Source organism: Ectothiorhodospira sp. BSL-9, assembly GCF_001632845.1.
In the GTDB taxonomy this organism is placed as follows: domain Bacteria; phylum Pseudomonadota; class Gammaproteobacteria; order Ectothiorhodospirales; family Ectothiorhodospiraceae; genus Ectothiorhodospira.
In genome coordinates, this window is record NZ_CP011994.1 from 2,854,220 (window position 1) to 2,868,819 (window position 14,600).

Annotated in this window: 11 protein-coding genes; 7 read left to right on the top strand and 4 right to left on the bottom strand. The window is 63.7% G+C overall.

Annotation, left to right across the window (positions count from 1 at the left end):
• Positions 1 to 2: 2 nt before the first annotated feature.
• Together ECTOBSL9_RS13320 and ECTOBSL9_RS13325 are read left to right on the top strand one after the other, a co-directional pair.
• On the top strand, positions 3 to 1,412 hold the full coding sequence (locus ECTOBSL9_RS13320) for a bifunctional enoyl-CoA hydratase/phosphate acetyltransferase (RefSeq protein ID WP_063465450.1): 1,410 nt from the start codon (positions 3 to 5) through the stop codon (positions 1,410 to 1,412).
• On the top strand, positions 1,412 to 2,608 hold the full coding sequence (locus ECTOBSL9_RS13325; protein WP_063465451.1) for an acetate/propionate family kinase: 1,197 nt from the start codon (positions 1,412 to 1,414) through the stop codon (positions 2,606 to 2,608). Before ECTOBSL9_RS13320 ends, ECTOBSL9_RS13325 begins: the two co-directional genes overlap by 1 nt.
• A 119-nt stretch (positions 2,609 to 2,727) precedes the next feature.
• Here ECTOBSL9_RS13325 and ECTOBSL9_RS13330 read toward each other — a convergent pair whose 3' ends face one another.
• Both ECTOBSL9_RS13330 and ECTOBSL9_RS13335 read right to left on the bottom strand, forming a co-directional pair.
• Positions 2,728 to 2,934: a dodecin family protein gene (locus ECTOBSL9_RS13330; protein ID WP_063465452.1), complete on the bottom strand. Its 207-nt coding sequence runs from the start codon at positions 2,932 to 2,934 to the stop codon at positions 2,728 to 2,730.
• 171 nt (positions 2,935 to 3,105) lie between these two features.
• Positions 3,106 to 4,251 carry a transposase gene (locus tag ECTOBSL9_RS13335; protein ID WP_063465453.1) on the bottom strand — a complete coding sequence of 382 codons (1,146 nt, stop codon included), beginning with the start codon at positions 4,249 to 4,251 and terminating at the stop codon, positions 3,106 to 3,108.
• A 207-nt stretch (positions 4,252 to 4,458) separates the two neighbouring features.
• On the opposite strand from ECTOBSL9_RS13335, the gene thiD reads away from it, so the two are divergent.
• The 3 genes from thiD to ECTOBSL9_RS13350 all read left to right on the top strand — a co-directional run bounded on the left by thiD (position 4,459) and on the right by ECTOBSL9_RS13350 (position 9,190).
• Positions 4,459 to 5,265 (top strand): bifunctional hydroxymethylpyrimidine kinase/phosphomethylpyrimidine kinase, encoded by an 807-nt coding sequence (thiD, locus tag ECTOBSL9_RS13340; protein WP_063465454.1) that lies wholly within the window; start codon positions 4,459 to 4,461, stop codon positions 5,263 to 5,265.
• A 242-nt stretch (positions 5,266 to 5,507) separates the two neighbouring features.
• Positions 5,508 to 7,970, top strand: coding sequence for a DEAD/DEAH box helicase (locus ECTOBSL9_RS13345; RefSeq protein ID WP_240480988.1), 2,463 nt, complete (start codon positions 5,508 to 5,510; stop codon positions 7,968 to 7,970).
• A complete protein-coding gene (locus tag ECTOBSL9_RS13350) occupies positions 7,967 to 9,190 on the top strand; it encodes a ribonuclease H-like domain-containing protein (protein ID WP_063465456.1) in 1,224 nt (407 codons plus the stop codon). Before ECTOBSL9_RS13345 ends, ECTOBSL9_RS13350 begins: the two co-directional genes overlap by 4 nt.
• 93 nt (positions 9,191 to 9,283) lie before the next feature.
• Here the strand turns inward: ECTOBSL9_RS13350 and ECTOBSL9_RS13355 are convergent, their stop codons facing one another.
• Positions 9,284 to 12,415: an error-prone DNA polymerase gene (locus tag ECTOBSL9_RS13355; RefSeq protein ID WP_063466204.1), complete on the bottom strand. Its 3,132-nt coding sequence runs from the start codon at positions 12,413 to 12,415 to the stop codon at positions 9,284 to 9,286.
• Positions 12,416 to 12,570: 155 nt separating this feature from the next.
• Here ECTOBSL9_RS13355 and ECTOBSL9_RS13360 point away from each other — a divergent pair, with 155 nt between their 5' ends.
• Together ECTOBSL9_RS13360 and ECTOBSL9_RS13365 are read left to right on the top strand one after the other, a co-directional pair.
• On the top strand, positions 12,571 to 13,140 hold the full coding sequence (locus ECTOBSL9_RS13360; RefSeq protein WP_205631970.1) for an NAD(P)H-dependent oxidoreductase: 570 nt from the start codon (positions 12,571 to 12,573) through the stop codon (positions 13,138 to 13,140).
• Positions 13,127 to 13,612, top strand: a complete 486-nt coding sequence (locus ECTOBSL9_RS13365; protein WP_063465457.1) for a hypothetical protein — start codon at positions 13,127 to 13,129, stop codon at positions 13,610 to 13,612. The genes ECTOBSL9_RS13360 and ECTOBSL9_RS13365 overlap by 14 nt, the downstream gene beginning before the upstream one ends.
• Here the strand turns inward: ECTOBSL9_RS13365 and ECTOBSL9_RS16690 are convergent.
• A protein-coding gene (locus tag ECTOBSL9_RS16690) for an IS5 family transposase (protein WP_156500131.1) occupies positions 13,609 to 14,462 on the bottom strand; the annotation gives its coding sequence in 2 pieces (ribosomal slippage) (positions 13,609 to 14,108 and positions 14,108 to 14,462; 855 coding nt in all). The genes ECTOBSL9_RS13365 and ECTOBSL9_RS16690 overlap by 4 nt on opposite strands.
• Between the last annotated feature and the right edge of the window lie 138 nt (positions 14,463 to 14,600).

Genomic DNA, 14,600 nt, shown 5'->3' on the forward strand with positions numbered 1-14,600 from the left:
TCATGGACAAGAGAGTGGAACAAGACTTTATCGAAAACCGAACCTTTGATGAGATCCAGGTGGGAGACTCGGCGACCATCGAACGCCGTCTCACCATGGATGACATCAAGCTGTTCGCCATCATGTCCGGCGACGTCAACCCGGCCCACGTGGACGAGGACTTCGCCAAGAGCACCCGATTCCAGGAAATCATTGCCCACGGCATGTGGGGCGGAGCCCTGATCTCCACGGTACTGGGCACGGAGCTGCCAGGACCCGGCACCATCTACCTGGGGCAGACCCTGCGCTTCAAGGCCCCGGTGGGCCTGGGCGACGTGCTGCGCGTGCACGTGAAGGTTCTGGAAAAGGATCCCAGCAAGAACGGCATCAAGTTCGATTGCCGCTGCACCAACCAGGACGACCGGGACGTCATCGTCGGCGTGGCCGACGTGCTGGCCCCGACGGAGAAGATCCGTCGCCCACGCACGATCATGCCCCGGGTTCGCATGGCCGAACGGGCTCGACTGCATGAACTGCTTCACGCCGCTACCCATCCGGAACCGGTGAGCATGGCGGTGGTGCATCCCGTGGATACCCAGTCCATCCTGGGTGCCTATGAGTCGGCCCGGGCAGGATTGATCCATCCGGTGCTCATCGGCCCGGAAGACCGGATTCGTGCGGCCGCTGACGAAGCCGAGGTGGACATCTCCGATTTCGAGCTGGTCTCCGTGCGACACAGCCACGCCGCAGCGGAGGAAGCCGTCAGCCTCACCCGCAGTGGCCGGATCGAGTCCATCATGAAAGGCTCGTTGCATACCGATGAATTGTTGCGGGCCGTGCTCGCCCGCGACTCGGGGCTGCGCACGGAGCGGCGGATCAGCCATATCATGGCCTTTGATGTGCCCACCTACCCGCGGCCACTGTTCATCACTGATGCCGCCATCAATATCTACCCCACGCTGGCCGACAAGATGGACATCGTCCAGAACGCCATCGATCTGGCCCATGCGGTGGGCAACGACAACCCGAAGGTGGCCATCCTCTCCGCATTGGAAACGGTCAATCCCAAGATCCAGTCCACCCTGGAGGCGGCCGCCCTGTGCAAGATGGCAGAACGTGGGCAGATCACCGGGGGCACCCTGGACGGCCCGCTGGCGTTCGACAATGCCGTCTCGGAGGCTGCGGCGAAGACCAAGAATATCGTCTCGCCGGTAGCCGGCAAGGCCGATATCCTGGTCGCCCCGGATCTGGAAGCCGCCAACATGCTTATGAAGCAGCTCACCTATCTGGCGGACGCCACCGGTGCGGGCATTGTGCTGGGTGCACGCGTACCCATCGTGCTCACCAGCCGGGCAGATGATGCCATCACCCGTATGGCCTCCTGTGCACTGGCCCTGCTGGCGGCGGACTATCAGAAGAAGAAGGGGAGATAATGGCGGACATCCTGGTCATCAACAGCGGTTCCTCGAGCATCAAGTTTGCCCTGTTCGCCCGGCAGGAGGGCGGGCAGGGGCTCGAGGGCTTTGCCGCCCGCTTCCGGGGGCAGTTTTCCGGCCTGGGTGACCAGCCGCACTTTGTCGCCAGGGATGCGCAGGGACAAACGTTGCTGGATGAGCACCCGCAGGGGCAGGATGGGGACCGCTTCGATCATGCAGCGGCCCTGGAATGCCTCCTGGACTGGGTGGATGATCACTCCGACGCGGATGACATCGCTGCCATCGGCCATCGGGTGGTTCACGGGGGGCGCACCTATCGCCAGCCGGCTCGCCTGGATGCCGAAACGGTCCGGGATCTGGAAACCCTGATCCCGCTGGCGCCATTGCATCAGCCCCACTGCCTGGCACCGGTAAGCCTCTTGTCGGAACTGCGGCCGGATGTGCCGCAGGTGGCCTGTTTCGACACCAGCTTTCACACCACCCAGCCCCGGGTGGCTCAGGCCTTCGCCCTGCCGCGGGATCTCACCGAGGCGGGCCTGGTCCGTTATGGATTCCATGGCCTTTCCTATGATTACATCAGCCGTGCCCTGGCCCAGCACGTACCCACCCCGGAAACCGGGCGGGTGGTCGTGGCCCACCTGGGTAACGGCGCCAGCCTGTGCGCCATGCACAATGGCGTGAGCGTGGCATCCACCATGGGGTTTACCGCCCTGGACGGGCTGCCCATGGGTACTCGCTGCGGCAATATCGACCCCGGTCTGGTCCTGCATCTGCTCAGCCACGAGAACATGACCCCGGATGAGGTAAGCCGGGTCCTGTACAAGGAATCTGGTCTGCTGGGCGTCTCGGGCATCAGCAGCGACATGCGCGTACTACTGGATAGTGGAGAGCCTTCGGCACGCGAGGCGGTGGATCTGTTCGTCTACCGGATCGTGCGCGAGATCGGCAGCCTGGCCTCCGCCCTGGGCGGTCTGGATCACCTGGTGTTCACCGCAGGCATCGGCGAGCGCGCCTCCCCGGTGCGTTCGGAAGTGATTCGTGGCTGCCAGTGGCTTGGGCTGGAGGTGGACGAGGCCAGTAATCTGGAGCACGGGCCCTGCATCAGCACCGCCTCAAGCCGAGCCGCTGCCTGGGTGATCCCCACTGATGAGGAGCGCATGATCGCCTGGCACACGGCACAGTGCTGTGACTGAGTGAGTCTTGAGGGAGGGGCCGGGCTTGAAAAGGCCATCGCCTGCTCCCAACCCCCCTTGTGTTGGCGCCATGCCCCGGGGGCTGGGCGCGGAGGTGCCCCCCCACGCCACGAAAAATCCTAGTTGTCGTACTTGAAGGATACGTTCAGCCTGGCCCGGTAGGCAGCTATATTCCCCTGGTCATCCAGCTTGATGTCCAGTTTGTTCACCTCCACGATTCGGAGTTCCCGCAGGCTTGAGCGCGCCTTGGCCACCGCCTGCTGAGCTGCATCCTCCCAGGACTTTTCACTGGTTCCAATCAACTCTATTACCTTGTAAACACTCATATTATTATCTCCTCATCTCCTGAATAAATCCGTTGTGACGGCAATCATTTTCTTCCTTGAAGGCAGGCAGCCACGCAAAAGCCGCTTCCCCCGTCTTTTATAGACGACTGATGGGAAGTTGTCAGTCGGCCTCCGGTCGACAACAAAGACATCACCTCGACATTAAGACCCCTAACCGGCCGCCTGCTGCCCGAATATGTCCCGAGCAGTCCGGATACCCCGCAGATACCGACACTGTCTTCGCGCCGCCAGATCCACCAGGCTCGCCGGTGCCCCGATGGCCGATCCAAAGGAATGGAACAGATCGAAAGCGTGGGCGATAAAGGCCTCAGTTCCCATTCCCAGGCGCTGCAGCAGCTTTGGCGTGCCTTCCGGTATGCGTCCCCGTTTGGTGGGGTGAACGCAGCGGCCCAGGGTTTGCGTCAGTTCCACATAATCCGGCCATGAGAAGGGGATACCCGCCTCGAATCGCCCCGTGCCGTCAAAAGGCATCAGCGGAGCCGGCTGCAGCGAACGCAGCACACTCTCCTCACGCAGGACCTCGCTATTGAAGATGCCACTGATGATGGCCGGGTTCATGGGGGCGTTCGTATTGGCTTTGTGAAGGAGGGGAGGGGGGGCATCCTCGCGCTCGGGCGGCGCATCACCCACCCGGGTGGCCATGCTCTCTTCCTGAGGTTGACTCAACCTGCGGCAGATGGCGGTGTACGTGCTGTCCTCCAGGCCTTCACACACCCCTGCCCGAATCGGATTCAGATCCACATAGCTCATGGCGGCCAGCAACGCCTGCTCGTCCAGCAGTGCCTGACTCTTGAAACGCCCCTCCCAGAACCGCCCCCGCACCTTGTCCTCCGCGTTGGCACGGCGAGCAATGGACTCGTTCAAGACCCGCATGAACCAGGAAAGATCATGCAACCGGCCGCGGTACTCGTCGGCATATTCTTCGGCACGAGCCACCTCCGCCGCCGAAAGCGTCTCCCGGGCATCCGAAAGATAGCGCTGCACCACCTCCGGGCCGCTGAACAGGCGCGTCCAGCGGGACAGTACCTCCCGGTCATTCCAGCGCCTCGACCGCTGGGCATCCACCCGCAATACCAGGTGGTAGTGGTTGCTCATGACCGCGTAGGCGGCCACATCGATGGCAAACACGGAAGCCAGCCCCAGGGCGCGGTCCTCTATCCACCCGCGTCGGTGCTCATAGTCGTTGCCGGTGACCGAATCCTGCCCACAGAGAAACGCCCGCCGCACGCAGCGGGACACCACGTGATACCAGGGCGTGTCATCAAGGCAGATTTGCGAGGCGCGGGGTTGGGTCATGGGGTGAGCTTAGTGGGATGGTGGGTGGGAGTCAATAACAAAGTGGGTGTCCTATGGTAAGTTATGAAAAGACATGAGGACGTAAGCTAAGGTCACTGGTATTACAGATAACATCTATACTGTCCGCATTAGCAGGGTCAGCGGCCGGAGTATCCGTCACGGTTTGGAATCCATTCCTGAGCCAGAACATTATCGAGGAGCACCGCATTGGATCGATTTGGCAACGCACGGGTACTGGTTGTAGCCGGCTCTGACTCTGGGGGCGGGGCAGGTATTCAGGCAGACCTCAAGACCATCATGGCGTTGGGCGGCCATGCCTGTACCGCCATCACCGCCCTGACGGCCCAGAACACCCTGGGGGTGCAAGGCGTGCATGCCGTCCCCGTGGACTTCGTCCGCGAGCAGATACGGGTGGTGCTTGAGGACATCGGCGCCGACTGCATCAAGACCGGAATGCTCCAGGACCGGGCGGTCATCGATGCTGTGGTGGCCGAACTGGAGGCCCGGGCTGCTCACGTGCATGTGGTGGTGGACCCGGTGATGGTGGCCAAGAGCGGGGATCAGTTGATCAGTGATGACGCCGTCGGCCATTTGCGGTCGGTGCTGCTGCCCCGTGCAAAGGTGCTCACCCCCAATCTGCCCGAGGCAGAGGTGTTGCTGGGCCGGTCGATCAGCGGGGTAGAGGCCATGCGGGAAGCGGCCATGGCATTACGGGCCCTGGGCCCAGAGTATGTGCTGCTCAAGGGTGGCCACCAGCAGGGGGAGATGATCAGCGATTGCCTGGCCTCGGCTGAAGGGGTGGAAGTGTTCACCAGCACCCGTCTGGATACCCGATGCAACAACGGTACGGGCTGCACCCTGGCCAGCGCCGTGGCCGCCGGTCTGGCCCACGGGCTTACCGTCCGCGAGGCCGTGTTGCAGGCGCAAAAATACCTGTTCGAAGCCCTGCGCTCGGCCCGCCGCCTGGGGGAGGGCGCCGGACCGGTGAATCATGGTTTCAATGTTGGATATTAGTCAGTTATGGCGTAAACCTTGAAGTGACTTCATGCGTTAACTGCGATGAATCAAGGGCTTGCAAGCCCCACTTCAACCATGACCTGAGCTGGCGCCCCCGGGTGTGACTTTTCATCAGCTTAGCGCCGTCATTGCCGGCCAACCGCAGGAGTGCCACGTGGAACAGCACCCGGGCGCTTCTGGAAACGCCCGGTCAAGAAACCATGCGGGCCGCCCGAGCCTGGCAGAGGGTTCATGCTTATATGGCATTATATACAGCCTCTGATTACACTCAGGCCATGGCCCACCCCCGCTCCCAGCACCCGCCGGCATCCTCCGCCCCAGGCTCCCCGACGACGGATACCGTCGATCCGGTATTGCGTCTGGCCGGGCAACTGCGCAGGCGTTACAAAGGGTGCATCACCGGTGAACTGATCCTGCCGGCCCAGCCCGGGCAATACGCCCCCATCCCCGACGAGCTGGACCCTCGCCTGAAAAAGGCCCTGGAGGCCCGGGGCATCACCCGCCTCTACACCCACCAGGCCGAGGCCTGGCAACGTGTCCGGGCCGGTGAGCACCTGGTGCTGGTCACCCCCACCGCCTCAGGCAAGAGCCTGTGCTTCCACCTGCCGGTGATGCAGGCGGTGCTGGAGCGGGGCGTCAAGGCCCTGTACCTGTTTCCCACCAAGGCCCTGTCCCAGGACCAGGTGGCCGAGGTACAGGCCCTGAACGAGGGAGGCGACCTGGGCATTCGCGCCTTCACCTTCGATGGTGACACCCCCGGAGATGCACGCAAGGCGGTGCGCACCCGGGGGGATATCGTCGTCTCCAACCCGGACATGCTGCATCAGGGCATCCTGCCCCATCACACCAAGTGGGCGCAGTTCTTCGAGAACCTGGAATATGTGGTCATCGACGAGACCCATACCTATCGTGGCGTCTTCGGGGCCCACGTGGCCAACCTGATGCGGCGCCTGCAGCGGATCTGTCGCTTTTATGGGGTCCGTCCCCGTTTCATCATGGCCTCGGCCACCATCGCCAACCCGGGGGAGCTGGCCACCCGCCTGATCGGCGAGGCGGTGAGCACCGTGGATCAAAGCGGGGCGCCGCGAGGCGAACGCCATCTGCTGCTATGGAACCCGCCGGTGATCAATCCGGATCTGGGCATCCGCGCCTCGAGCCGCTCCCAGAGCACCCGCATTGCACGACTGGCGACGCGCATGGGGCTGAAGAACATCGTCTTTGCCCGCTCCCGGCTAATGGTGGAAGTGCTCACCAAGTACCTCAAGGATGTCTTCGACAAGGACCCGCGACGTCCGCCCCGTGTGACCGCCTACCGGGGTGGCTACCTGCCCACCCAGCGCCGCGCCACGGAGAAGGATCTACGGGCGGGCAAGGTGGACTGCGTGATCAGCACCTCGGCCCTGGAGCTGGGTGTGGACATCGGCAGCCTGGATGTATGCGTGCTCAATGGCTACCCGGGCACCATTGCCGGTTCCTGGCAGCGGCTGGGGCGGGCCGGGCGCCGCCAGCGCCCAGCCCTGGGCGTGCTGGTGGCCGGCAGCGATCCCCTGGATCAGTTCATCGTGCGTAATCCGGAGTTCTTCCTGGGCTCCGGGCCGGAACACGCGCGCATCGACCCGGATCAGTTGCTGATTCTGCTGGACCATGTGCGCTGCGCCGCCTTCGAACTGCCGTTTCGCCAGGGTGAGCGCTTCGGGGAGGAATCGCTGGAAGAGCTGCTGGGTTACCTGGAGGAGGAGGGCGTGCTGCACCGGGAAGGGGATCAGTGGTACTGGAGCGCCGACAGCTATCCGGCCAACAGTGTCAGCCTGCGCTCCGTGGCCGAAGACAACTTCGTGGTGGTGGATGCCACCGGCGGCGGCAGGCAGATCATCGCCGAGGTGGACTTTTCTGCGGCCCCCATGACCCTGTACGAGGGCGCCATCTACATGGTCCAGGCCAGCCCCTACCAGGTGGAGCGACTGGACTGGGTGGGTCGCAAGGCCTATGTGCAGGAGACCCGGGTGGATTATTACACCGACGCCATCGACTACACCCGGCTCAAGATCCTGGATGATTTTGATCGCGCCCGTCACCAGGAATCCACCTGCACCCATGGCGAGGTGCATGTGGTGCGGCGGATTCCTGGTTACAAGAAAATTCGCTACTACACCCATGAAAACATTGGCTTTGGTGAAATCAATCTCCCGGATCAGGAGATGCACACCACGGCGGTCTGGTGGGAGCTGGCGCCCCAGACCCTGGAGGCCCGCTTCGACTCCCGCCAGGAGGCCCTGGATGGGTTCCTGGGGGCCGCCTATGCCATGCACCATGTAGCTGCCCTGCGCATGATGTCGGAGACCGGGGATCTGGGACGCGCCGTGGGCGATGGTGATGCCCGGTGGTTTGCCACCGTGGGCAGCCATGGTCGCGGCCAGATCCGCGACGAGCAGGGCGAGGAGAAGTCCCCGGATGCCCAGGGGCGCTTCCGTCCCGCCGTGTTCCTCTACGACAACTTCCCCGGTGGGGTCGGCCTGTCGGCGCCGCTGTTTGATCAGCGCATGGCGGTGGTCCACGATGCCCTCGGTCTGGTGGGCCAGTGCGAGTGCACCCATGGCTGTCCGGCCTGTATCGGCCCCATCCTGGCCTCGGATGAGATCCGGGGCTATTCCCCCAAGGCCGCGGCCCTCAGGGTGCTCGGCCTGTTTGGCGACGCCCCGTGAACCTGCGCCAGCGCCTGGATCGACTCAGGGGGCGCAGCGCTGAGGCGCCCGCCCAGGAAGGGGTGCCCCATGGCAAACCCTCGGTCGCCGAGCGCGTACAACGCCTGCGGCCCCGCCGGGAGGCCCATCCCCCTTCTCATGCAGACGCGGATCAGGCCCTCGCCGACCGACTGGGCGCCCAGTTCGTGGCGCCGGGCGTGCTCGGCTGTTCGCAATACTGGCCGCTGGACACGTCCCACGGCCGGTTTCCACTGTCGGCCCTGCTGGGAGAGCAGATGCACCTACCCGAGGCCCGGGGGGCAGATCCGCATGGACTGATCTTTCTGGATACGGAGACCACGGGCCTGGCCGGGGGCACCGGCACCGCCGTGTTCATGCTGGGCCTGGCCCGGGTGGAAGGGGATCACCTGCATGTACGCCAGTTCATGCTGACCCGGTTTGCCGGGGAGGCGGGCATGCTGCATCAGGCCACCGACTTCCTGACCGGTGCCCATACCCTGGTCACTTACAACGGCAAGTGTTTCGACCTGCCCCTGCTGCTCACCCGTGCCCGCCTGGCCGGCGTGGATGATCCGTTTTCCCGGCTTGGACACCTGGACCTGCTGTACCCGGTACGACGGCTGTTCCGCCGGCGCTGGCCCGACTGCCGTCTGATCACGGTGGAGCAGAAGTTATTGGGATTCGGGCGTCTCCATGACCTGCCCGGGGCAGAGGCGCCCCTGGCCTGGATGGATTATCTGCGTGGCGGGGATGCCCACCGTCTGCCGGGCGTGCTCACCCATAACTGCTGGGACCTGGTCTCTCTGGCCGCCCTGTGTCCGGCCCTGGATCAGGCTCATGGTGCGCCGGAGGCCTTTGGCGCTGACCCTGTGGCGGTGGCGAAGGGGCATTTGAAGGCCGGGCAGCAAGAACGGGCCCTGGCGGTGCTGCATCAGGGTCGCGAGGACCTGGATGAAAGGGGCCTGCTGTTCATGGCGGACCTGCTGCGCCGTGAGGGACGCGACCCGGAGGCCCTGAAGCTCTGGGATGCACTGTCCGCGCGGGGCTGCGTGGCTGCCCTGGAAGCCCTGGCCAAGTACCATGAGCACGTACGTCGCGACCTGCGGGCCGCCCTGGAGTGTGCCCGTGGTCTCCCTGCGGGCGAGGCACACCAGCGCCGCCGGGAGCGTCTGATGAACAAACTGGCCCTGCGCGCCGACCCACCCAGGGAAGACCCTTAACGTGAAAGAACCAAGGTTCAGCTACAAACACTCCCTTCTCCCCCTCGGGGGAGAAGGGCTGCCGTGAGGCATGAGAGTCAAGGGCTTATCCCCTCAGCAGAAGTCCCGGGAGTCCGTGGGCAATTCACCGAGCCAGGCACTGCGATCCGTCAGATGCCGGGCCACCAGATGACAGACCCCATCCTCCTGCTGCCACTCCCCCCGCACCTCCAGCAGGCGTCCTTGCAGCACCTCTGCCCGGAAACGGGTGACCAGGGCCGGCCAGACGATGATGTTCACCGTGCCTGTCTCGTCCTCCAGGGTGAGAAAGACGGTGCCACTGGCGGATGAGGGGTGCTGGCGGGTGATGACCAGCCCCACATAGCGAACCTGACGCCGTTGGGGGAGGGCCCGCAGGGACTGGGCCGTGGCCGGACCCAGCGCCGCCAGCCGCTCGCGAAGCAGCGCCAGGGGATGACGCCCCAGGGACAGGCCCTGACTGGCATGGTCCGCCACCAGGTCCTCGCCTTCGCTGGGCATCCGCAACAGGGGTTCTGCCTCCCGCACGCAGGCATCCGCCAGCAGTGGCAGGGGCGTTTCCGTGGCCAGGGCCGCCCATCGGGCACGATGCCGGTGGCCACTCAGGGATGCCAGGGCACCGGCGGCGGCCAGGGTGTCCATGTCCTTGCGATGGAGCTGGGCACGGTGGGACAGATCCGTTGCCGCCGCGAAGGAACGCACCCGGCGCGCGTCCACGATGCGATCAGCAGCAGCCCGTGAAAGCCCACGAATCAGGCGCAAACCCAGGCGCAGGGCAGGTGGGGGGATGTCCTCGGGGCCATGCCCCAGCTCGTCGTCGAGAGGGACGAGGGTGCAATCCCAGTCGCTGGCGCACACATCCACCGGCAACACCTGCACACCGTGCCGCCGGGCATCCTGGATCAACTGTGAAGGCCCGTAGAAACCCATGGGCTGACTGTTGAGCAAGGCCGCGGTAAACGCCGTCGGCTCATGGTATTTCAGCCAGGCAGACACGTAGGCGATCAGGGCAAAGCTGGCGGCGTGGGATTCGGGAAAACCATATTCGCCAAACCCCAGGATTTGCTGATAGATCTGCTGGGCGAAGGCCGGGTCATAGCCACGCGCCTCCATGCCTTCCAGTAGCCGCGCCCGAAAACGGTCCAGGGTGCCCTTGCGCCGCCAGGCCCCGATGGCACGGCGCAGTCCATCGGCCTCGCCGGCACTGAACCCGGCCGCCACCATGGCCAGCTTGATCACCTGCTCCTGGAACAGGGGCACCCCCAGGGTGCGCTCCAATACCTGCCTTACCTGGGGGCTGGGGTAGGTCACCGGCTCCAGACCCTGTCGACGGCGCAGATAGGGGTGCACCATCTCCCCCTGGATGGGGCCGGGCCGGACGATGGCCACCTCGATCACCAGGTCATAGAAACAGGCGGGCTTGAGGCGCGGCAGCATGCTCATCTGCGCCCGGGACTCGATCTGGAACACCCCCACCGTGTCGGCCTGCTGGATCATGTGGTACACCGCCGGGTCCTCCCGGGGCACGGAGGCCAGGGTCAGGCGCTTCCCCCGGTAGGCCTGTATGAGATCGAAACTGCGTCGGACCGCAGAGAGCATCCCCAGGGCCAGGACATCGATCTTGAGCAGGCCCACGACATCCAGGTCGTCCTTGTCCCACTGGATGATGGTGCGATCCTCCATGGCGGCATTCTCCAGGGGCACCAGATGTGACAGGGGCCTCCGGGAGATCACAAAGCCCCCCACATGCTGGGACAGATGCCTGGGAAACCCACGGATCTGTTCCACCAGGGCCACCAGACGGCGCATGATGGCGCTGTGCGGGTCCAGGCCCGCCTCGCGCACCCGATCCTCGTCCACCCCCGATTCCCACCAGGCCATGTTGGTGGCCAGTCGGTCCACCTGCGCCTGGGAGAGCCCCAGGGCCTTGCCCAGATCCCGGATGGCGCTGCGGCGTCGATAGGTGATCACGGTGGCCGCCAGGGCGGCCCGGTCGCGACCATAGCGGGTGTAGATGTACTGGATCACCTCCTCGCGCCGCTCGTGTTCGAAATCCACATCGATATCCGGGGGCTCATTGCGTTCCCGGGAGATGAAGCGCTCGAACAGCATCTCCGAATGGGCGGGATCCACCGAGGTGATCCCAAGACAGAAGCACACGGCGGAATTGGCCGCCGACCCTCGCCCCTGGCACAGGATGCCCCGCTCCCGGGCGAAACGGACAATGTCGTGTACGGTGAGAAAATAGGGCTCGTAGCCCATGTCACGGATCACCGCCAGTTCGTGATCCACCAGGTGACGCACCTTGACCGGCGCCCCTTCCGGCCAGTGACGGGCCATGCCATCCTCCACCAGCCCCTTGAGATACCGATCCGGTGCCAGGCCCTTGGGCACATCGTCCAGGGGATATTCATACCGCAGTTCATCCAGGGAAAACCGACAACGCCGGGCGATCTCCACGGTGCGTTCCAGCCAGGGGCGCGGATAGAGTCGGGCCAGGGCCTGTCGGGTGCGCAGATGGCGCTCACCATTGGGAAACAGGGCTTCCCCCACCTGCGCCAGGGGTCGACCCAGGCGGATGGCGGTGAGGGTATCCTGGAGGGCCCGACGCCCCCGGACATGCATATGCACATCGCCAGTGGCCACCAGGGGCAGGCCGGTCTCCCGGGACAGGGCCTCCAGGGCCTCGCGCCGACGCCGATCCTGTCCATCCCGGTGCAGGGAAGCAGCTATCCAGGCACGCTCGGGGAAATGCTCATGCAGCCAACCCGCAATGCCGCAGGTATCGCCTGCCTCTCTGGATGAGTCCAAAGGCAGGGGGGGCACCCACAGGGCCAGCAACCCCTCGGCATGGGAGGCTATATCCGGCCGGTGGAGTTGATAGGTCCCCTTGTGGGCCCGCCGCCGCCCCCGGGTGATCAGGGTGGAGAGGTTTTCGTAACCGTTCTTCGTGGCGGCCAGGAGGATCAGGGTGAACCGGCAGTCCACGTCCACCTGACTCCCTATGATGAGTGGTATCCCATGTTCCCCGGCCGCACCGTGGGCACGCACCACTCCGGCCAGGGAGGCAATATCCGTGAGCGCCAGGGCCTCATATCCCAGATCGGCGGCACGGGCCACCAGTTCCTCCGGGTGCGAGGCCCCCCTGAGGAAACTGAAGTTGGACAGGCACTGGAGTTCGGCATAGGGCGCGGGGCATTGGGACATGATCGTCACGGACAAGGATGCGCCTTGAACCGGCAGGAGGCCGGCAAGGATTACTGTTCATATTAACAGTAATCCCTGTTGGTTGCGGGATTGAGAACCACTCCACCTCCAATCTGCTAATCTTCAGCGACACGGCAACCAGGGGCGTGGCTCAGGTGAAACACATCACGTTGATCCAGGGGCATCCGGATCCGCAAGGCGGGCACTTCTGCCACGCCCTGGCCGATGCCTACCTTCGGGGCGCGGCACAATCAGGACATGCGATACAGGTCATCGACGTGGCACAATTGGAGTTCCCACTCCTGCGTAGCCGGGCAGAATTTCACGGCGGTCCGGTTCCCGATGATATCGCCCAGGCCCAGAGCGCCCTGGCCGATGCCGAACACCTGGTGTTCATTTATCCGATCTGGATGGGTACCATGCCCGCATTACTCAAGGGGTTTCTTGAGCAGGCCTTCCGTCCCGGGTTTGCCGTCAATGAACTGGGTAAGGGGGTACTCAAGGGCAAATCCGCCCGGATCGTGGTCACCATGGCCATGCCGGCCCTGATCTACCGCTGGTATTACCGGGCACATGGATTGAGAAGCTTTGAACACAATATCCTCGGCTTTGCGGGCATTGGCCCCATGCGCGAGAACCTGATTGGGATGGTTGAGGGGATGAACGATGCAGCAAGACAGAAATGGGTTCACAAGATGGAGAAACAAGGGCGTGCAGGTTGCTGAAAAAAAATCACTTTACCGATTCAAGTCACTGTGGTTACTGGGTCTGGTACTGATCCTGGGGGCCTGTGACCGCCACGACGGGGATACCCTCCACCATGGTGTATGGGACGTGGACAACTTCTCCGCGCCGGACACCTCCGAAATGTCCCCGGAAGAGGCCGAGCGCATGCTGGGCGCCCGCGCTGTCTACACGCGGCATATTGCCCGTTTCGAGGACATGCAGTGCCTGAAGCCCCGCTACGAGCACCAGCCCCTGGATGCCGAGACATTCATGGAGGACTTCGGGGTGGAACCGGGCCAGGTGGGTTTGGCGGATGACGACATCACCCGGATTGAGATCACCTGTTATGACAACCCACTGGAGCGGGGCAGTACGCTTTTCGTCAAGGATGAGGATACGCTGATGACTGTCTGGGAAGGTGTGTTCTTCCAGATGCATCGCAGCAGTGGCAGCCCGGTGCCGGCGCGCTAGGTTCTGTCTGAAAAGTATGATCGGAAGCAAAGGACAACACATGCGAGACAAACCATGGCTCGAAAGCTCTTGGCAAGCTTGTCGTATCGAGTGCCTATACGCCGCATTTCCTTCATCCAGCCAAAAAGGCGCTCCACAATATTTCGTTGTCGATAGCGTGCCTTATCAAAGCCCCGACTCCGGCCACGACGCGGCCGTCTGTGCATCTTCCGGCTGGCAATCACTGGCTTCATGCCGTAGCGATCACAGTATCGTCGGAGCGCGTCACTGTCATAACCCTTGTCGGCCACGATGTGATCACAGCGTTTTACTGGGCGACCCACAGGTCCGGGCAAATGAACACATTCCATCACTGTCGTGAACCATCGGGAGTCCGCATGCTGACCCGGCGACAACTCGAACGCCAGCGGGTGCCCACAGCCGTCGCACACCAGGTGGATCTTGGTGGTCAGGCCGCCTCGACTGCGCCCCAGGGCATGGTCTACGGGTTCTTCAGACCCCCCTTTTTACCGCCTCCAGAGGCGGCTCGAGTAGCGCGAGTCGATGTCGAATCAAGCATCCAGGTCCCCAGATCCATCAGGCCATCCTCGCGAAGCCGTAAATGCAGGCGCGCCAGTACCGCCTCGAAAGTCCCGTCATCCCGCCAGGTCCGGAAGCGGTCGTACACAGTTTTCCACGGGCCAAATCGTTCCGGCAGATCACGCCACTTGGCGCCGCTGCACAGAATCCAGAAGATACCATTGAGCATCTGGCGATCATCACGCCGGGGACGCCCCATGCGCTGTGGTGTTGATACGATATCCTTGACCAGCTCCCACTCTGCATCGGAAAGCTCGTACCGCTCTGCCATGAGTCCTCCTGTACAGATTCATCATGGTAAAAACTTAGCAAAATCACTTTTCAGACAGAACCTAGACCACCGGACGTTTCATCGGGACAAAAAAACGCCCCCACCCGGAAGACCCGAGTGGGGGCGTTTTTTGTCCCG